Annotated in this window: 16 protein-coding genes and 1 tRNA gene; 1 reads left to right on the top strand and 16 read right to left on the bottom strand. The window is 61.7% G+C overall.

All coding sequences use genetic code 11. The features are described from left to right. Positions 1–26: 26 nt before the first annotated feature. From nusG to dapE, 10 genes are all read right to left on the bottom strand, one after another. Positions 27–839 carry a transcription termination/antitermination protein NusG gene (gene nusG, locus BBDE_RS01705; RefSeq protein ID WP_003837508.1) on the bottom strand — a complete coding sequence of 271 codons (813 nt, stop codon included), beginning with the start codon at positions 837–839 and terminating at the stop codon, positions 27–29. Between the two features lie 23 nt (positions 840–862). Further along, the gene (gene secE, locus BBDE_RS01700; RefSeq protein ID WP_003842708.1) at positions 863–1,090 is read right to left on the bottom strand and encodes a preprotein translocase subunit SecE; all 228 of its coding nucleotides are present in this window, start codon (positions 1,088–1,090) and stop codon (positions 863–865) included. 32 nt (positions 1,091–1,122) lie between these two features. Next, positions 1,123–1,198 (bottom strand) — tRNA-Trp (locus BBDE_RS01695). Positions 1,199–1,429: 231 nt separating this feature from the next. Then, the gene (locus BBDE_RS01690) at positions 1,430–2,653 is read right to left on the bottom strand and encodes a pyridoxal phosphate-dependent aminotransferase (RefSeq protein WP_003837510.1); all 1,224 of its coding nucleotides are present in this window, start codon (positions 2,651–2,653) and stop codon (positions 1,430–1,432) included. 84 nt (positions 2,654–2,737) lie between these two features. Then, positions 2,738–3,871 carry a glutamate 5-kinase gene (gene proB, locus BBDE_RS01685; RefSeq protein WP_003837512.1) on the bottom strand — a complete coding sequence of 378 codons (1,134 nt, stop codon included), beginning with the start codon at positions 3,869–3,871 and terminating at the stop codon, positions 2,738–2,740. A gap of 107 nt (positions 3,872–3,978) precedes the next feature. Continuing rightward, positions 3,979–5,670: a GTPase ObgE gene (gene obgE / locus BBDE_RS01680; protein WP_003845136.1), complete on the bottom strand. Its 1,692-nt coding sequence runs from the start codon at positions 5,668–5,670 to the stop codon at positions 3,979–3,981. Positions 5,671–5,768: 98 nt separating this feature from the next. Continuing rightward, the gene (gene rpmA / locus BBDE_RS01675; RefSeq protein WP_003807757.1) at positions 5,769–6,020 is read right to left on the bottom strand and encodes a 50S ribosomal protein L27; all 252 of its coding nucleotides are present in this window, start codon (positions 6,018–6,020) and stop codon (positions 5,769–5,771) included. Between the two features lie 40 nt (positions 6,021–6,060). Next, positions 6,061–6,369: a 50S ribosomal protein L21 gene (gene rplU / locus BBDE_RS01670; protein WP_003837518.1), complete on the bottom strand. Its 309-nt coding sequence runs from the start codon at positions 6,367–6,369 to the stop codon at positions 6,061–6,063. A gap of 144 nt (positions 6,370–6,513) precedes the next feature. Further along, positions 6,514–9,294 (bottom strand): Rne/Rng family ribonuclease, encoded by a 2,781-nt coding sequence (locus tag BBDE_RS01665; protein WP_012901859.1) that lies wholly within the window; start codon positions 9,292–9,294, stop codon positions 6,514–6,516. Positions 9,295–9,601: 307 nt separating this feature from the next. Then, the gene (gene dapE, locus BBDE_RS01660; protein WP_012901858.1) at positions 9,602–10,807 is read right to left on the bottom strand and encodes a succinyl-diaminopimelate desuccinylase; all 1,206 of its coding nucleotides are present in this window, start codon (positions 10,805–10,807) and stop codon (positions 9,602–9,604) included. 141 nt (positions 10,808–10,948) lie between these two features. Here dapE and BBDE_RS01655 point away from each other — a divergent pair, with 141 nt between their 5' ends. Further along, a complete protein-coding gene (locus BBDE_RS01655) occupies positions 10,949–11,893 on the top strand; it encodes an AEC family transporter (RefSeq protein WP_003837528.1) in 945 nt (314 codons plus the stop codon). Between the two features lie 19 nt (positions 11,894–11,912). Here BBDE_RS01655 and BBDE_RS01650 read toward each other — a convergent pair whose 3' ends face one another. From BBDE_RS01650 to pgi, 6 genes are all read right to left on the bottom strand, one after another. Next, on the bottom strand, positions 11,913–13,421 hold the full coding sequence (locus BBDE_RS01650; RefSeq protein ID WP_003837530.1) for an FtsX-like permease family protein: 1,509 nt from the start codon (positions 13,419–13,421) through the stop codon (positions 11,913–11,915). Continuing rightward, positions 13,418–14,263: an ABC transporter ATP-binding protein gene (locus tag BBDE_RS01645; protein WP_012901856.1), complete on the bottom strand. Its 846-nt coding sequence runs from the start codon at positions 14,261–14,263 to the stop codon at positions 13,418–13,420. The genes BBDE_RS01650 and BBDE_RS01645 overlap by 4 nt, the downstream gene beginning before the upstream one ends. Before the next feature lie 398 nt (positions 14,264–14,661). After that, positions 14,662–15,366, bottom strand: coding sequence for a ribonuclease HII (locus BBDE_RS01640; RefSeq protein ID WP_003837535.1), 705 nt, complete (start codon positions 15,364–15,366; stop codon positions 14,662–14,664). Then, positions 15,366–16,112 carry a signal peptidase I gene (lepB, locus tag BBDE_RS01635; protein WP_012901855.1) on the bottom strand — a complete coding sequence of 249 codons (747 nt, stop codon included), beginning with the start codon at positions 16,110–16,112 and terminating at the stop codon, positions 15,366–15,368. Before lepB ends, BBDE_RS01640 begins: the two co-directional genes overlap by 1 nt. Before the next feature lie 20 nt (positions 16,113–16,132). Next, positions 16,133–16,498 (bottom strand): 50S ribosomal protein L19, encoded by a 366-nt coding sequence (gene rplS, locus BBDE_RS01630; protein ID WP_003837538.1) that lies wholly within the window; start codon positions 16,496–16,498, stop codon positions 16,133–16,135. 270 nt (positions 16,499–16,768) lie between these two features. Further along, positions 16,769–18,466 carry a glucose-6-phosphate isomerase gene (gene pgi / locus BBDE_RS01625; RefSeq protein ID WP_003837541.1) on the bottom strand — a complete coding sequence of 566 codons (1,698 nt, stop codon included), beginning with the start codon at positions 18,464–18,466 and terminating at the stop codon, positions 16,769–16,771. Positions 18,467–18,601 lie beyond the last annotated feature (135 nt).

Genomic DNA, 18,601 nt, shown 5'->3' with positions numbered 1-18,601 from the left:
ACGTCAAGGCACACCGTCACGGGACGTCAGGCGAGCTTTTCGACCTGGTTGAAGCCCAACTCCACCGGAGTGTCACGACCAAAGATGGACACGAGCACGGTGAGCTTCTGGGTGGTCGGCTCCACGTCGGAGACAACGGCGGCCATGGTGGTGAACGGACCATCGGTGACGGTGACCTGATCGCCGACGGCGTAGGAGACCTCGAGGGTACGCTTCTTGGCCGCGGCCGGCTTGTCGCCAGCCTTCTTGAGCGCCTCGGAGGCGATCATCGGCGCCATCATGGATACGACTTCCTTGCGCGACAGCGGCGCCGGTTCCTTGGTCGGTCCGACGAAGCCGGTGACGCCTTCGGTCTCGCGCACGATGCGACGGGCGTTCTCATCAGGAAGCATGCGGATCAGCACATAGCCGGGAACACGCACGCGGGTGATGATCTTCTTGCCCTTTTCGGTGTGCTTCTCGACCTCCTCCATCGGCACTTCGATCTGGAAGATCTTGTCTTCCAAGCCAAAGCTGGCCACGCGGGATTCAACGTTGGTCTTCACGCGCTTCTCATAGCCGGAGTAGGTGTGCAACACGTACCACTTGCCCTCAAGCGTGCGCAGATTCTTCGAGAATTCCTCGACTGCCTTGGTACCTGCATCACGCTCATCCTGTTCGGATTCAACGGCGGCATCGGCAGAGGTTTCGGTTTCGACCTGCTCGGCGGTTTCCTCGGCGGCCGGTTCCTCGGAGACCTCGGTCTCCCCAGCCTCCGGCAACGCCTCAACGGCAGCCACAGCCTCTTCGGTAGCCTCGGGAGCTTCGTCGAGGTTGTCGAAAATCACTTCGTCAGTCATGCACCTTCACCTTCACGTGTCTGTCAGCCGAAGATCCACAACGTGAGCTTGCCCAGACCGAAGTCCATGCCGGTGACCAGTGCCATCAGGAACAGCACGAAGATAAACACGGCGAGGGCCCAGAAGAACAGCTCTTTGCTGGTCGGGGTCACTACCTTGCGGAGTTCGTCGATAATCTGCTTGATGAACAAACCAATGCGCATGAAGATGTTCGGCTTGACGGCCTTTTCGCGATTGCTTGCCTTCGCCATTATGATCCTCCGCTTGGCTTGTTGTAAGAACTTGGCAGGGAAGGCGGGACTCGAACCCACAACCTACGGTTTTGGAGACCGTTGCGCTACCAATTGCGCCACTTCCCTAGGTGTACTCTGCCATTTCTACTTGCCGGCGAGGATTTTATGCGAAAAACCACGCAAGAAGTAAACGGCAAAACCGCCAAGTTGAAATAATAGCGGGTAATTGCGACTTCGTCCAATCGTTTTTCCATCAACAGTCAAAAAACCGCTATTTTCCAACGAAAAAAGATTCGCACCTCGGCATGTCACCGGGGTGCGAATCCATTTTCCAGTCAACGGTATCGGGCCGTCCGCCTATGCCTCCGCCCATGCCTTCATGCGCTTCATGCCTTCGACGAGGTCGTCGTCAGCCAAGGCGTAGGAGAAGCGAAGGTAGCCGGGAGCACCGAACGCCTCACCCGGCACGGCGGCGACATGGCCTTCGTCAAGCAGGGCCGCGGCCAGTTCGGTGGTATCGGCGAACACGGTCCTGTTCGGGCCGAGCGGCCTGTTCAGCAATGCGGTCACATCGGCGAACGCGTAGAACGCACCCGTCGGGGTTGGGCAGTTCACGCCTTCGATGTCGTTCAGTGCCGTCACGATGGTCCGGCGGCGCTTGTCGAACGCGGCACGCATGTCATAGACGGCGTCAAGCGGGCCGGAAACGGCTTCGATGGCGGCACGCTGGGAGATGTTGTTCACGTTGGAGGTCATATGACCCTGCAGCTTGGAGGCGGCCTTGGCCACTTCCGCCGGAGCGACCATCCAGCCGACACGCCAGCCCGGCATGGCGTAGGTCTTGGCCACGCCGTTGAGCACGAGCAGCTGGCCACGCACTTCCGGCACCACGGCACCGATGTACGTGGTCTTCGCACCGTCATAGTTGAGATGCTCATAGATTTCGTCGGAGATGACCCATACATGGTGCTCCAAGGCCCATTCGCCGATGGCCTTGACGGTTTCCGGCTTCCATACGGCACCCGTCGGATTATTCGGCGTGGTCACGATGATGGCCTTGGTGCGTTCGGTGCGCGCCGCTTCGATGGCGTCGATATCCGGTTCGAAGTTGCGGTCGGCGCCGGCGAATACCTCGACGGGTACGCCGCCGGCCAGCTTCACGGCCTCCGGATAGCTGGTCCAGTACGGGGCGGGGATGATGACCTCGTCTCCCTCGTCGAGCAGGATCTGGAAGGCTTCGTAGACGGCCTGCTTGCCTCCGTTGGTCACGACGACCTGACTCGGGTCGACTTCATAGCCGGAATCGCGCGACACCTTGTCGGCGATTGCCTTGCGCAGTTCCGGCAGGCCCGCAGTCGGCGTGTACCGATAGTTCTTGGGATCCTGCACCGCGCAGGCCGCGGCCGCGACGATCGGTGCGGGGGTCGGGAAGTTCGGCTCGCCTGCGCCGAACCCGATGACGTCGATGCCGGCGGCCTTCATCGCCTTTGCCTTGGAATCGACGGCTAGGGTGGCGCTCGGAGCCACGCGATTGATACGGTCGGAAAGAGTCTGCCAGTCAGCCATAGTCATGTCTGTCATGCTAGACCCGCCACACGAAAAACGGAACCCTCGCGACACGCGTCATGCGGGGGCCGCGCCGGCATACCCGGCGCGCGGTCGGCTTCAGACGAGTACGAGATTGTCACGGTGTACGAGCGGATGCGCGTATTCCTCTCCCAGGAACCGCTTGAGCTGAGCGGTATTGCGTCCAAGCATCTGTGGGATTTCCTCGGAATCGAAGCCGGCCAGACCCTTGGCCAGATGGTTGCCGGCCTCGTCGTCGATCCATACGGCGTCTCCCGCGGCGAACTCGCCTCTGACCTCCAACACGCCCGCGGCGAGCAGACTGGCCGCTCCTCCGCGTACGGCCTTGGCGGCGCCCGCGTCGGCCACCAACGTGCCGAATGGATGTGCCGCAAAGCCGATCCACAGTCGGCGCGACGATCCGCGGTCGTGAATCGGCGCGAACGCCGTGCCCACCGGATCGCCCATCATGGCCGGTCCGGCATTGGCGGCGCAGGTGAGTACGGACGGGATACCGGAGACGGCCGCCACGCGCGCGGCCTCCATCTTGGTGACCATACCGCCGGTACCGACGTTCGAGCCTGTTCCGCCGACCTGCACCTTTTCCAAAGCGTCCTCCACATTCGGCACGTACGCGATGCGCTTGGATTCCGGCTCACTCGGCGGTGCGGTATACAGCGCGTCCACGTCGGTGAGCAGCACCAGGGCATCGGCGACCACGATATTGGCGATCAACGCGGACAGCCGGTCATTGTCGCCGAAGCGAATCTCATTGGAGGCCAGGGAATCGTTTTCGTTGATGATCGGCACGGCACCCAGGTCGAGCAGCCGTTCCAGCGTTCGGCGCACATTGCGGTACTGCTGCGGGGCGATCGTATCGGAAACGGTGATGAGAATCTGCCCTACACGCAAGCCGTACCGTGCAAAAGCGGCTTCGTATTGCGCCATCAGCAGTCCCTGTCCCACTGCCGCACAGGCCTGTTGGTCAGCGACGTCGGTCGGGCGGGCGTCGAACCCCAGCGAACCGAAGCCTGCGGCGATGGCGCCGGAGGACACGAGCACCACACGCCCACCCATCAGCCGCACCCGCGCCAAAGCCGCCACCAAAGCGTTCAATCGTTCCGGATCGAGGTGGCCACTCGGTTCGGTCAGCGAACTGGAGCCCACTTTCACCACGATGGTCTGCGCCTCAGCGATGGCCCTGCGCACCTGTGCCTGCGATGGCGTGTTCATATGTCCCTCCCGGTCTATGCGTACCGGTCATTCGAATACCATTGGCATACCACTGAAAAGCCCGCCGATGTGCTGCTATCGGCACATCAGCGGGCTTGGTATGGTCTCTATTCTTTCACGTCGTCCGTATCGGCGGATTCGCCGCGTCCGAACAGGCTGTTTTCGTCGTGGCGGTCGTCATCCACGGAAGGATCGGCCCAGTGGCCGGCCGCACGTTCGGCCATCATGGCCTCACGTACCGCCTGACGGGCGTCCATCATCTCATGGTATTGGCGACGGCGCTCGGAGTTCGTACGGCGCTGTGTCCGCCCGTCCTGCCCCTGCAGTCGCAGATCCACGCCTCGAGCGCCCAGCTGCGCGCCATCGAGCATTTCGGCACCGGCCGCGATGGTCGGGTCCCAATCGAATTCCACCGCACGATCGCCGCGTCCGATGCGCACTTCGTCTCCCGGCTTGGCACCCTTGCGGCGCAGCTCATCCTCCACACCCAGCTTGGCCAGGCGATCGGCAAGGTAGCCCACGGCTTCGTCGTTGTCGAAATTGGTCTGCATGACCCAACGCTCCGGCTTGCCGCCAAGCACTTCGTACCAGACGTCACCGTTGCCGGATTCCTTGCGTTCCACGGTGAATTCGAGCGCACTGCCGCTTTCGTCGTTACGACGGCGGCGGTTCTTTGTCTCTTCGAGCGGCTTGATGACCACACGCGCCTCTTCTTCGGCCTGCTCGCGCTTCGCCACTTCCTTACGCATATCGGCCACCAGACCAGCCAAGGCCCAGTTGAGTTCCTTCAGGCCTTCATGCGAGGCGGTGGAGATGATGAAGACCTTCAGTCCCAGCGCTTCGAATTCCGGCTTGACGAATTCGGCCAGTTCCTTGGCTTCCGGCATGTCGACCTTGTTGAGGATGACGATGCGCGGACGTTCCGGAATCGGAATCGCGCCCAGCGGCAATTCCAGCTTGTCGGCATATTCGGCCAATTCATGTTCCAGCGCCCGGTAATCGCTCATCGGGTCGCGGTCGGGTTCAAGCGTCGCGCAATCGATGACGTGCGCGATGATTTCCGTGCGTTCGATATGACGCAGGAATTCCAGACCGAGTCCCTTGCCCTGCGAGGCGCCCGGAATCAGACCCGGCACATCGGCGATGGTGTAACGCGAATCGCCGGCCATGACCACGCCGAGATTCGGCACCAGTGTGGTGAACGGATAATCGGCGATTTTCGGCTTGGCGGAACTCATCGCGGCGATGAGGCTGGATTTGCCTGCGGAGGGGAAGCCCACGAGCGCCACGTCGGCGATGGACTTGAGCTCCAGGATCACGTCGCGTTCCTCACCTGGTTCACCCAACAGCGCAAAGCCCGGGGCACGACGGGTGCGGTTGGCCAGCGCCGCGTTGCCAAGGCCTCCATTGCCGCCAGCGGCGGCCACGTACCTGTCGCCCACATGACGCAGATCGGCGAGTTGTTCGCCCGGATACTTGCGTGCGCCCTGCGGCCCCTTGGCTTCGAAGATCACGGTGCCGACGGGCACGGGCAGAATCAGGTCGGCGCCTTTGGAGCCGTCCTTCGTGTCGCCTAGACCCATGGTGCCGCTGCCCGCCTCGCGATGCGGCATGAAACGATAATCCAACAGGCTGTTGGCGTTCTGATCGGCTAGGAAGATCACGGAGCCGCCATTACCGCCATTACCGCCGTTCGGACCTGCCAACGGCTTGTATTTTTCCCTACGGATGCCGGCGGAACCGTTACCGCCGTCGCCGCCTTTGACGTGGACGGTCACGCGATCGACAAAATCACTCATGTATCTACTTTCGTTGTTACGCGGGACAGGGTTGGCAAGGAAAAAGAAAAGCCGCGTCCACATGGGCGCGGCTTCCTAAAGCGTTAATTGCGCGTATCTCAGGCGGCAATCACGTCGACGACCTTGCGGTCACGACGCACACCGAACTTCACGCTGCCGTCCTTGAGGGCGAACAGGGTGTGGTCCTTGCCCATACCGACGTTCTCGCCCGGGTGGAACTTGGTGCCACGCTGACGAACGATGATGTTGCCGGCCACGACGGCTTCGCCGCCGAACTTCTTCACACCGAGGTATTGCGCGTTTGAATCGCGACCGTTGCGCGAGCTGGAAGCGCCCTTCTTATGTGCCATGTCTGTTCCTTTCGGTCCTTGACTCCAACCCCTGCGTCAATCAGGCGATAGCCGTGATCTTGACAGCGGTCAGCTGCTGGCGATGGCCCTTGCGACGAGCAACGCCGGTCTTGTTCTTGTACTTCATGATGTTGATCTTCGGACCCTTGGCCTCGTCGTTGATCACCTCAGCCTTGACGCTGAGCTTGGCGAGATCCTTGGCACCGAGGATGACGTTGGCGCCATCCACCACAAGAGCAACCGGGAATTCCACGGTTTCGCCCTTCTGAGCCTTGAGACGGTTGACGAGGATGACGTCACCGACCTCGACCTTTTCCTGATGGCCGCCGGCCTTCACAATCGCGTACATATCCGTTCCTTTATTAACTTGGAAAGCTTACTGCCCGGCACGTTCGAGCCTCGCGGCCAGACACCAGCAATCTAATTTACACACACCCACGTACAACCGCAAGTCCGCCACCGGCGTGTCAGGTTGACATACCGGCGCGATCACTTATTCTTCGTCCGGTTCCGCATTATTCGCGGCCACGGCGGCCGCTGCGATCTGCGCGAGCTTGGCCTTCACGTCCGGCGAGGAGCCCTTCGGCACCTGTACGTCCGTTCCATGACCGTGCTTGTTCGTCTTGACGAACGGATCGCCGCCCTTCAAGGCGTACGGGTCGTCATAGTCGGCGGACACGGTCGGCTCATCGTGAAGGATGAAGCCACGGCCCTTGCAGGTCGGGCATTCCTCGGAGAACGCCTCGACCAGACCCTGGCCGATACGCTTTCGGGTCATCTGCACCAGACCGAGCGAAGTGACTTCGGCCACCTGATGCTTGGTACGGTCGCGGGCCAGGCATTCGACCAGTCGGCGCAACACCAGATCGCGGTTGGCCGGCATGACCATATCGACGAAATCGATCATCACCATGCCGCCGATGTCACGCAGACGTAGCTGGCGCGCAATCTCTTCGGAGGCTTCGAGGTTGCAGCGCGTAACCGTCTCCTCGAGGCTCTTGCCGCGGCCGATGAAGCGACCCGTGTTCACGTCGATGGTGGTCATGGCCTCGGTACGGTCGATCACGATCGAACCGCCCGACGGCAGATAGACCTGACGTTCCATGCCCTTGCGAAGCTGGGAGTCGATCTGCCACTTGTCGAACACATCCTTGCCCTCATGCTCGGCCGGATCCCACTTCTCGAGCTTATCCTTCAGATCGGGAGCCATGGTGTCGAGATACTCCTCGATACGGCCGTACACACGTTCGCCCTCGACGATCATCTTGCCGAAATCGTCGTTGAAGATGTCTCGCACCACGCGAATGGCCACGTCCGGTTCACCCTGCAGCAGCTTCGGACGCTTGCCATGCAGGAACTCGTCACGCTTGGCACTGATACGCTCCCACTGGCGGACCAGGCTTTCCAGATCCTTGGTGATGGCCTCCTCGGAGGCACCCTCGGCGGCGGTACGGATGATCACGCCCATATCCTTCGGGGCGATCTTCGAGACAATGCCCTTGAGACGGGAACGTTCACGCTCGCTGAGCTTACGGCTCACGCCGGTCATGCCGCCGGACGGCACAAGCACCAGGAAACGGCCGGCCAACGTGACCTGTGAGGTCAGGCGCGCGCCCTTATGCCCGATCGGATCCTTGGTAACCTGCACCAGCACCGGGTCCCCCGACTTGAACGCGAGCTCGATACGGCGCGGCTGGCCCTCCAGACGGGCGGAATCCCAGTTCACCTCACCGGCATACAACACGCCGTTGCGCGCCTGGCCGATGTCGACGAACGCGGCCTCCATGCTCGGCAGCACGTTCTGCACGCGGCCGAGATAGATGTTGCCGACGGTCGCAACCTCCTGGATGTCGGAAACGTAATGCTCCACCAGCACGTTGTCCTCAATCACGGAAATCTGCGTATGGCGCTCACGCTCACGCACCACCATCAGACGGTCCACATGCTCGCGGCGCGCCAGGAAATCCTGTTCCATGAGCTGGCTCTGACGGCTACGTTCACGACGGTTGTCGCGACGACGCTGCTTCTTGGCCTCAAGGCGCGTGGAACCCTCCACATCGGTGATCTCATCGATGTACTGCTGCTTGCGGGAACGGCGGACCAGCGGCTCCTCGGCGTCCTCGGACTTCGCCCCGCCACGGCGACGGCGACGGCGACGGGTGACGGCGCCATCCTCGTCGTCATCTTCATCACGGACACGGCGACGGTTGCCCGACTGCTCATCCGCACCCTGCTGTTCGTCGGCATCCTCATGATTGCCGCGCGAACGGCGACGGCGACGAGTACGCGTCGGCGCCTCGCCCTCGTCATCGTCGTCCTTGCCGCTGCGCGATTCGTCATCGATGGGAGCGTAGGTGATGTCATCCAGCACCAGATCCTCTTCGATCTGTTCGACTTCCGCCGCGGCACGACGTTCCTGCGCATTCAGTCGGCGCGAACGGCGGGAACGATGGGACGATCCCTCCTCATCGTCTCCCGAAGCATCATTGCGATCATTGCGATCGTCCTCGTCACGACGGCTCTGCTCATCCTGCTCGGCATCACGGGAGCGACGGCGACGGCGACGCGACGAACGCTCCTCCTGAACGTCCACGGACCCATCTGCATCGTGCGAATCATCCCGATCGGCATCCTCACGGGGCGCGGGAACGGCGGGCAGCACCGGCTCCTGGAACAGCAACGACGTCATCGGACGCGAACCGCGACGCTGCACATGCCCCTCCGGCAACATCTCAACGGCATCCAGCGCACGTTCGTCAGTCGATTCCTCGCCATGCTCGTCACGCGAGTCGCGGAATTCCACGTCGGCGGAGGCACGACGACGGCCACGCGTACGACGGGCCGGACGGTCGTCATCGTCATCCACGGCACGACGACGCGGAGCCTCATAATCATCACGTTCATCGTCATCATCCGCGCGACGACGGCGAACCGGACGGGATTCGACCTCATCCTCGGCATCCGCGGCACGACGGCGACGGCGAACCGGACGCACCGGCTCGGCCTCGTCCCGAGACTCCGCATCCTCGGACTCCGGCTTGGATGTCGGCAGCTTCGGCTCCTCGAACAACGGGGCCGGGGCATGCTCCTCGACCTTGAGTTCAAGGGAGGCACCCGCAGCTCCGACGCCACGCACCACACGACGGCCGCCACGACGGCGACGCGGAGCCGGAACGGTGGAATCTGCATTTGCTGACACTACGGCTTCGATCTCATCGAAGCCCTCACTGGTATTACTGGGCACTATGCTCCTTGCGACACGCTGCAATCGCATCGCCTGCTTACACGGCTTCGTACGGTCCTCACATCACGCTCTCACCGTGACCGCGCATCTTGGCGCCCGTAGGAAGCAACTTCCGTCAAAAGTCTTCATCATGCGACGGCGGACACCGGCGCTCGCGGACACAAAGGAATCTCACGCGAGGGGATCAACGCCATCGGATGCGTCGGCGGTTTGCAGAACCACCGTCTACAAGTATGACACAAAAAACAACGGGACGTGACATAACGGAAAATTTTCCGAATTCACCCGCGCTCCCACCACAGGAAGGAGCGCGAAACCCGTCGGAGCACATACGTCATCAGCGCAGCCAGTCCTCGAGCAGGTCGGCCATCAGCACCAGATCGGATTCCGGCAGCTGCTCATCATGCTTGTGGGCGAGCAGCGGACTGCCGGCACCGAGATTTACGGCCGGAATGCCTAGGATGGCGAAACGCGCCACATCCGTCCAACCGAGCTTGGCGAGCGGGTCGCGGCCGGTGCGATCCCTGACAAGGTCCACCAGCGAAGCGGCCAACGGAGAGTTCAGTCCCGGTCGCGCCGAAGGCGATTCGTCCTTCATTTCAATGCCGAAGCCCGCAAACACGCCGCCGGTGGCCATATGCTCGCCATTGCCGAGTTCGGCACCCGCGCCGACGCCGATCATCAACGCCTTCGCCTCGGCAAGCGTCTTATCGGGCGCGAACCGGTAGTTCACGTGCACGCGGCATTCGTCGGGAATCACGTTGGTTCCCTTGCCACCGGAGATCAACGTGGCGTTCAATCCCTCTTGGTAAGTCAACCCATCCACTTCGACGGCGCGATTCTCGTATGCGTTCAGACGGTTCAGGATCTCAGCCGCCTTGTGGATGGCGTTCTCGCCCATCCAGGCACGCGCCGAATGCGCAGCCACGCCATGCGTGACCACATCGAAACGCATGGTGCCGTTGCAACCGCCTTCGATGCCGCAGTCGGTCGGTTCGCCGATGATGGCGAAATCGCCGGCAATCCAGTCGGGATGCGCCTCAACCACCTTGCGCAGGCCGTTCTTCTCGGCTGCGACCTCCTCATGGTCGTAGAAGACATACGTCAGGTCATATCTGGCGTCCGTCAACGTGGCTGCCAGGTAGAGCATCACGGCGTCGGAGCCCTTCATGTCAGTGGCTCCACGACCCCAGATCACGCGTTCGCCTTCATGCCCGGCAGCGACATCCTCACGAATCAGCGGATCGCCCGGTTCCAGCCATTTCGGCGGGAAGTTGTCGATTACCGGCACCGTGTCGAGATGACCTGCGAGAATCACCCGCTGCGCACGACCGAAATCCGTGGAGGCGACCAGCGTATCGCCATGACGATGCACGGTCAGGTGCGGTTGCATCGTCAGGAACGTCTCAACGGCATCGGTCAGCGGACCTTCGTCATCACTGACGGAATAGCTGCCCATGATCTGTTCCATCAACGTGTTCAGTGCGGCCTGCTTGCCGGCGGAGGCATCGAATCCAATCTCAAGTTCACTCATGCGTCTCATTATCCGCCAGACCGACCGATATCACGGCATCGGAATACCGCTTTTGAGATGAACCGGCGAATCTCGCCCGCACAGTGCCACACTGATGATTGGCTTGATTGACGGCTCAATCACCACGGGAAGCAGGGAAAGGACGAATGCATGCCGGGTCTGTTAAGCGCGATGGAAGGCTTCTGCGTCATCGGCATCGTGATCGGCACCGGTTATGCGGCCGCACGGTTGCGTATCGGCGGGCCGACCGCGCAGATGGTGCTCAACCGCTTCAGCTTCTTCGTGTCCAGCCCATGCCTGATGTTCGCGATTCTGTCGAAGGAGAAGATCTTCGAGATCTTCCACTCCTCCATCATCGTCGCGTTCTTCTCGGCCATGCTCGTCGGAGCCGTCTTCCTGATTCTCAACCGTCTGTTCTTCCACATGAAGCCGGCGGATGCGACCATCGGCGCACTGAACTCGCTGTATCTCAACTCGAATAACATCGGCCTGCCGATCGCCACCTACATTCTCGGCAACCCCGCACTCGTGGCACCGATCCTGGTCATGCAGCAGGCCGTGTTCACCCCGATCGGGCTGACCGTACTCGACGTCACCACGAAAGGCAGGGTCTCCGCGAAGGAAATCCTCAAGCAGCCGTTGCATCAACCGCTGCTCATCGGTTCGTTGCTAGGCATCGTCGTCTCCGCGATCTCCGCGAAGGCCGGCCATTTCGTAGTGCCGAGCTGCATCTTCGATCCGATCAACATGATCGGCAATTCCGCGGTGCCGATGATCCTGATGGCGTTCGGCATGTCGTTGCATGGCACGAAGCCGTTGCAGGAAAAGGCCGACATTCCGGCGACGTTCACGGTGGCGGCGCTGAAGAACATCGTGATGCCGATCATCGCATTCCTGCTGAGCTACTTCGTGATGGGGTTCCGTGGCCCCACGCTATACGCGTGCGTGGTGCTTGCCGCCCTGCCGACCGGTCAGAACGTCTACAACTATGCGGCACGCTACAACGTGGGCCTTTCCTTCGCACGTGACGGCATCCTCTTCTCGACGCTCACCTCGCCGGTTTTCATCGCAATCATCGCCGCACTGCTCAGCTAATCGTCATGTCCGGCCGCACTCAATCGTCGGCGCGATAATCGGCGAGATTGAGGGTACGGGCCACATGATTGGCGGCGATGGCCCCCACGGCGATCAGGGCGTAGCACAAGGCGATTCCTGCGACCAACGTCATCAGCGTGGCCGGCCTGAACAGTGCCGCCGCCATGATCGGGAACAGCAGCAGCAGCGAACAGCCACCGGAAACGGCCACCACCGTATTGAGCGGCGTGATCACTTCCATCATGCGCGCCTTGTCGAGTGTGGTCTTATCGGTACCTTCCAACGTAAGCATGCGGTATTCACCGACCTGATCGTAGACGCTGCCGGCCTGCATCACACCGGAGCTGACGGCGGCAAGCACGGCCGCGAAAGCAAGGGTCAGGAATCCGCCGGTGCTGATGTCGCGTGCGTACAGCATGCTCGGGTCAAGCGGGTCGACATTGCCGTTGATGCCGCTGGCCACCAATCCGCACACGGACGTCATGCCGGCGATGAACACCGCCAATGCCACACCGGACACGTTACGCCAGGCACGCTTGGGATTGTCGAGAATACGGCGCATGGCGATCATGGTCGCCGCATCCTTCGGTCGGCGGGCACGCAACTTGGCGCGGAACGTCACCACCCACGTACCCACGAGATTCACCAAGGCGAAGCACAGGAAGATGATGCCGAACACCATCGCGTAGACCGTGCCCTCACCGAAACGGGCGAATGACTGCAGGTTGCTCAGCACCATATACCCGACCGCCATGATCACCGCGAAGATCAACACACGCCACTTGGTCGGCAGAGGCGGCGAAGTACGTTGCATCACGCCGAGCGGGGTGATGGCGACGCGGCGCAGGGTAATCAGGGATGAGGCCAGTGCCAGTACCGCAACGCCTGCGATTACGGCGATCAGGGCCAACGAGCCGACCCACAGCTCTTCGAAGGTGAAACGCCTGTTCTGGAAGTTGAGCAGCATGATCAACGGCATCACCGCAACATAGCCGAGAATGCCGATGAGGGAGCCGAGCAGAGCCTGGGAGGCCGCATCGAGCGCAGTCAATTTCGTGACCTGCGCCGTGGTGGCACCGGCCAGGCGCAGTGCGGCCAGACGGGCGTCCCGACGGGAGGCGGCCAGACGGGCGGCTGAACCGGCGAGCGCCACGAACGGCACGATGAGCAGCATGCAGGCGAATCCGGCCAATAGTACGTAGCCTCCGGCGTAGGTGTTCATAACGGCGGCGGATTGTGCCGCCGTCCAATGGCCGCTGCCATGAATCATGAGCCTGTTGCCCGTTTCCAGGGTTTTCGACCAGGCCTCATACGTACCGGGCGCGCAATTGCTCGGACCGGGGTTGATCATACAGCCGATGGTATGGTCGGCCGAGGCTCGCCAGATGAAACCGTGCACGCCGCCGAGCACGGTGAGGAAGATCGTGGTCGCGGCCGCGAAGGCGACCACGGCCAGCACCGAGGTGTGGCCGGCGGTGCCGCGCGTGCCGGGACGGTGGAATAGCCGCCAAAGCGCAAACGTGTTCATCGCATGCCTCCCTGCGGAGGATTGCCGTACATCGGAACGCCGTGCGCACCGGTGACCGGTTGCGGCCATTGCGCACCGGGGCCGTGTGCGGCCGCCAGCTCTGCCTGCGTCGGCTGCGGGTGCGGACCTTCGTCGTACAGCTGGCCGTCGCGCATGATGAGCGTACGGTCGCAGAAGGCGGCCACGTTCGGATCGTGCGTCACCACGATTACGGCTGCTCCGTTGGCGCGGGAGGCATCCATGAGGATACCCATGATGTCGCGGCCGGTACTCTGGTCGAGCGCGCCGGTCGGCTCATCGGCGAAAACGACGGCCGGCTGCACGGCGAGTGCGCGGGCGATGGAGACGCGTTGCATCTGGCCGCCGCTCATCTCACCGGGACGTTGGGCCGCAAGTTGACGCAATCCCAATCGTTCCAGCCACAGCATGGCCGTATCGGCGGCCTGCTGGTAGCGTGCACCGCCCAGCATCATCGGCAGGGCGATGTTTTCGACGGCCGGCAATTCCGGTAGCAACTGGCCGGACTGGAATACGAATCCGAAGGCACTGCGGCGCAGCTTGGTGCAATCCGCATCGGGCAGCCTCGCCAAGTCGGTGCCGCGGAAGCTCACGTTTCCGGCAGTCGGCCTGACGATGCCGGCCAATACGTGCAACAGGGTTGATTTTCCGGAGCCCGACGGCCCCATGACGGCGATGCTTTCGCCGGCGCGGATGGCGAAGTTCACATGGTTGAGCGCCAGCATATGCATGGCGGAGGCAACGGGTTTCGCAGTGCCAGGCTGAGCTGCGTAGTCCATGACCAGATCGGATGCCCTAAGTACATGATGTGTTGTGGTTTCCATGGTTCATACGCTACGGAAACCGCACCGTCACGACCATCCTGCGGCAGGATGAATCTTCCGATCGTCCTCATCCGCAGGGATTAGGGGCATGCATGCTTCAGGCGAACGTTCCGCAGGCGTATCCATCTCCCCTGCGTTCATGCACGACATGCGAAAGAGACCTGTTTGAAGAATCGTGCGGAGCAATCCACGGAAAGGGGGGCTAATTCCCGCATTCGAACCCTGAATCCAGAAGAGCCAATACCCCCTTGGGTGATGTTCTCGTGCACGATTCCCAAAATCCATTGCCGTATGCAGTCGTGCATGCTCATCGGCATACAGGCATGGCAGATTTCACTGACGGCGAACCAATCCCATCCGACGATCCGAGGCGGAGGCCCGGCATACCCGATATGCGCCTACCCCAAATGCCAGGAAATCCGATGTAGGTCGCTCGGCCCGTGCGCAGCGATGGCCTCACGATGCGCAGCGGAACCGTAGCCCTTGTTACGCTGCCATTCGTAGATCGCATATTCGGGACGCTCACCCAGTTCAATCATGAGCCGGTCTCGCGTGACCTTGGCGATGACGGCAGCCGTGGCTACGGTCGCGCAATAACGGTCGCCTTTCACCTTGGTGGTGACCGTTGCGGGAACCGGCACGTCGGGCGCATCGAAAGTACCCAAAGCCTTGGTGATGTAGTCGTTCGGTCCGTCGAGAATGGCACCGACCCGTATCGGCCGCCCGTCATCGGCGATTCCCAGCTCACGTTCCACTTCATCCAGCGCGCGCAACGCGGCCACGCCCAATGCGTATGAGATGCCCCATTCGTCGATTTCCGCATTGCTGGACGCTCCGACGGCCCATGAGGCGCTCCATGATTTCAGGGATTCGAAGATGGTTTCACGGCGATGTTCCGTCAGCATTTTGGAATCGGCCACGCCTTCCGGCACATCCAAGGCATCCGGGCCGTCCAGATCTGCCGTCCGGATCGCAGCGGCACCAACCATGACCGGCCCAGCCAACGAGCCACGTCCGACTTCGTCGAAGCCGACGATCACATCGTACCCCCGCGCTGCAATCTCACGTTCCAATTGCAACGTAGGCACCGTGGAAACCGCCATCAGCCCGCCGATCCTTCCGGCACATCCTTGAACACATCATGATGCGCGTCCAACGCACCGATGCGGTTCAACGGCCAGTAGGTGGCCAAGCCGACGCCCACCACGTCGTCGATCGGCACCAGACCATGCGAGGAGTCATCCTGATGATATCGGGAATCGGCGGAATTCGCGCGATTGTCGCCCAATACGAATATGTGGCCGGCCGTCACCTTCACCTTGAAAGCGAACGAACTCGGGTCCACGCCGGAGCGAATGTACGAGGATTCATCGATGGCCACGCCGTTGACGGTGACCGGCTGGCCCGGCCCCTCACAGGCCACGGTGTCGCCCGGAAGCCCGATCAGACGTTTGATGAGAAAGTCGCCGCCGAGTCTCCCGCTGTTCTCCTCCTGCAGCCAGTGGTCCGGATCTTTGAATACCACCACATCGCCGCGTCGCAACGAGAACAGTTTCGGGGTGAGCTTGGTGGTGATTACGCGATCGCCCGGTTCGATGGTGTCCATCATGGAGCCGGAGGGAATCACATAGAAGCCGACGAGGAACATACGGACCAGCAGTACGATGGCTACCGGCACCCCGCACCATATCAGGGTATCGCGCCAATCGAAGCCGTTATCGGCGCCTGTGTTTGCGGCATGCTTCATGTTGGGTCCTTCGGTTGTCTCGTTACGAACGCAATGGCCTTTATCATAGCGTCGAATATAGGAATCGGCCCGACAACCATGCAGTTGCCGGGCCGATTTCACGCTTTATTCGCGCATCGCACTCACTTGGCGGAGTTGTCGCGACGCTCGACGATGCGAGCGGCCTTACCGCGCAGCTTGCGCAGGTAGTACAGCTTGGCGCGACGCACACGGCCCTTGCGAACCAGCTTGATGGAGTCGATGATCGGGGAGTGCAGCGGGAAGCGACGCTCGACACCGGTGCCGAAGCTGATCTTACGGACCACGAAGGTCTCGCGGACGCCGCCGCCCTGACGGGCGATCACCACGCCGGTGAAGGCCTGGATACGGGAGTTGTTGCCTTCCTTGATCTTCACGTTGACTTCAACGGTGTCACCCGGACGGAAAGCAGGGATCTCCTCGGCCGGCTTCATGTGCTTGGCGTCAAATGCCTCAATAGCGTTAACCATTGTGTTTCCTCGAGTCGCCGCCGCATATCAGCGCACAGGTAAGGGCTTTTGCGACATTCTTGCGATTGCCACATCAGCCTGTCATGTTCTGCGCAGGTCTGCCTGCGCAGGATTGCCAATCCGCCGGAAAGATGCAATCTTGCGATTGTTCCGGCTGGACCCAAGGAAAAGCAGGATTATGCGGCGTCCCGCCTTTCGGCACAGCAATTAATAAAAATACCTCATCCGCGAGACACGGATGAGGTATTCGGTTACGCTCTCAATCGAAAATCAGAACTCACGATTGGCGCGGTAGAACTTGATCAGGGACTGGGTGGAAGCGTCCTGAGCGGCCAGGGCCTCGTCATCCTGGGAGATGGCCGGGGTGATCTGCTTGGCGAGCTGCTTGCCCAGCTCGACGCCCCACTGATCGTAGGAGTCCAGACCCCACACGGTGCCCTCGACGAAGGTGATGTGCTCGTACAGGGCGATCAGCTCACCGACCGCGAACGGGGTCAGAGCCACGCCGAAGATGGAGGTGGTCGGACGGTTGCCGGTGAACACGCGGGCCGGAACGATCTCTTCCGGAGTGCCCTCGGCGCGGACTTCCTCGGCGGTCTTGCCGAAGGCCAGCGCCTTGGTCTGGGCGAAGTAGTTGCCCAGGAACAGCTCATGCACGTCCTGATCGCCGTCCTTGACCGGGTTCGGAGTGTTCACGAACGCGATGAAGTCGGCCGGAATCAGCTGGGTGCCCTGGTGGATCAGCTGGTAGAAGGCGTGCTGGCCGTTGGTGCCCGGCTCGCCCCAGAAGATCTCACCGGTCTCGGAGGTGACCGGGGTGCCGTCCCAACGCACGGACTTGCCGTTGGATTCCATGGTCAGCTGCTGCAGGTAGGCCGGGAAGCGGTGCAGGTACTGGTCGTACGGCAGCACGGCGTGGGAGGCGACCTTGAAGAAGTTGCGGTACCACACGTTCAGCATGCCAAGCAGCACGACGACGTTCTTCTCGAACGGGGTGCTGGCGAAATATTCGTCGATCTCGTGGAAGCCGTGCAGGAATTCCTCGAAGCGGGCCGGGCCGAAGACCACGGCGAGGGAGGTGCCGACGGCGGAGTCGACGGAGTAACGGCCACCGACCCAGTTCCAGAAGCCGAAGGCGTTGTTCGGGTCGATGCCGAACTCGGCGACCTTCTCCAGGTTGGTGGAAACGGCGACGAAGTGCTTCTTGATGGCTTCGGCGTTCTTCTCGTCGGAACCGTCGATGGCGCCGGAGGCCTTGAGCTCCTCAAGCAGCCAGGTGCGGGCCTCGCGGGCGTTGGTCAGGGTTTCCAGAGTGGTGAAGGTCTTGGAAACGATGATGAACAGGGTGGTCTCCGGATCGAGGCCCTTGGTCTTCTCGGCCAGGTCGTTCGGATCGATGTTGGAGATGTAGCGGGCGGCGATGCCGGCGTCGGCGTACGGCTTCAGCGCCTCGTACACCATAACGGGACCCAGGTCGGAACCGCCGATGCCGATGTTGACCACGGTCTCGATCTTCTTGCCGGTCACGCCGGTCCACTCGCCGGAACGGACCTTGTCGGCGAAAGCGTAGATGCGGTCAAGCACCTCACGCACATCCTTGACGGTGTCCTGACCGTCGACGATGTACTTGCCTTCGTCCTCGATCGGGCGGCGCAGTGCGGTGTGCAGCACGGCGCGGTCCTCGGTGTTGTTGATATGCACGCCGGTGTACATGGCCTTGGTGCGCTCGTCGAGCTTGACGGCCTTGGCGAGGTCAGCGAACAGCTGCAGGGTCTCCGGCTTGATCAGGTTCTTGGACAGGTCGAAATGCAGGTCGCCGGCATCGAAGCTCAGCTTCTCGACGCGGGCGGCGTCGTCGGCGAACCACTGCTTGAGGCTGATGCCTTCGGACTGCAGCTCGTCATAGTGCTTCTGCAGGGCGGCCCACTCCGGGGTCTTGGTGGCGTCAACGGGAGGATTGATGGCCATGGTTGATAGGGTCCTTTCATCATCACTGTGAAGCGGCGCGCAACGTCCGTTTCCAGCGCGACGCACCGTATCTCTTCACCTCACAAGATACTCACAAAAGCAGACAGAACAACACAAAAACAATCCGAAGACCGC

This window comes from Bifidobacterium dentium JCM 1195 = DSM 20436 (assembly GCF_001042595.1).
Classification (GTDB): Bacteria; Actinomycetota; Actinomycetes; order Actinomycetales; family Bifidobacteriaceae; genus Bifidobacterium; species Bifidobacterium dentium.
This window is presented reverse-complemented; position numbering and strand designations above follow the sequence as displayed.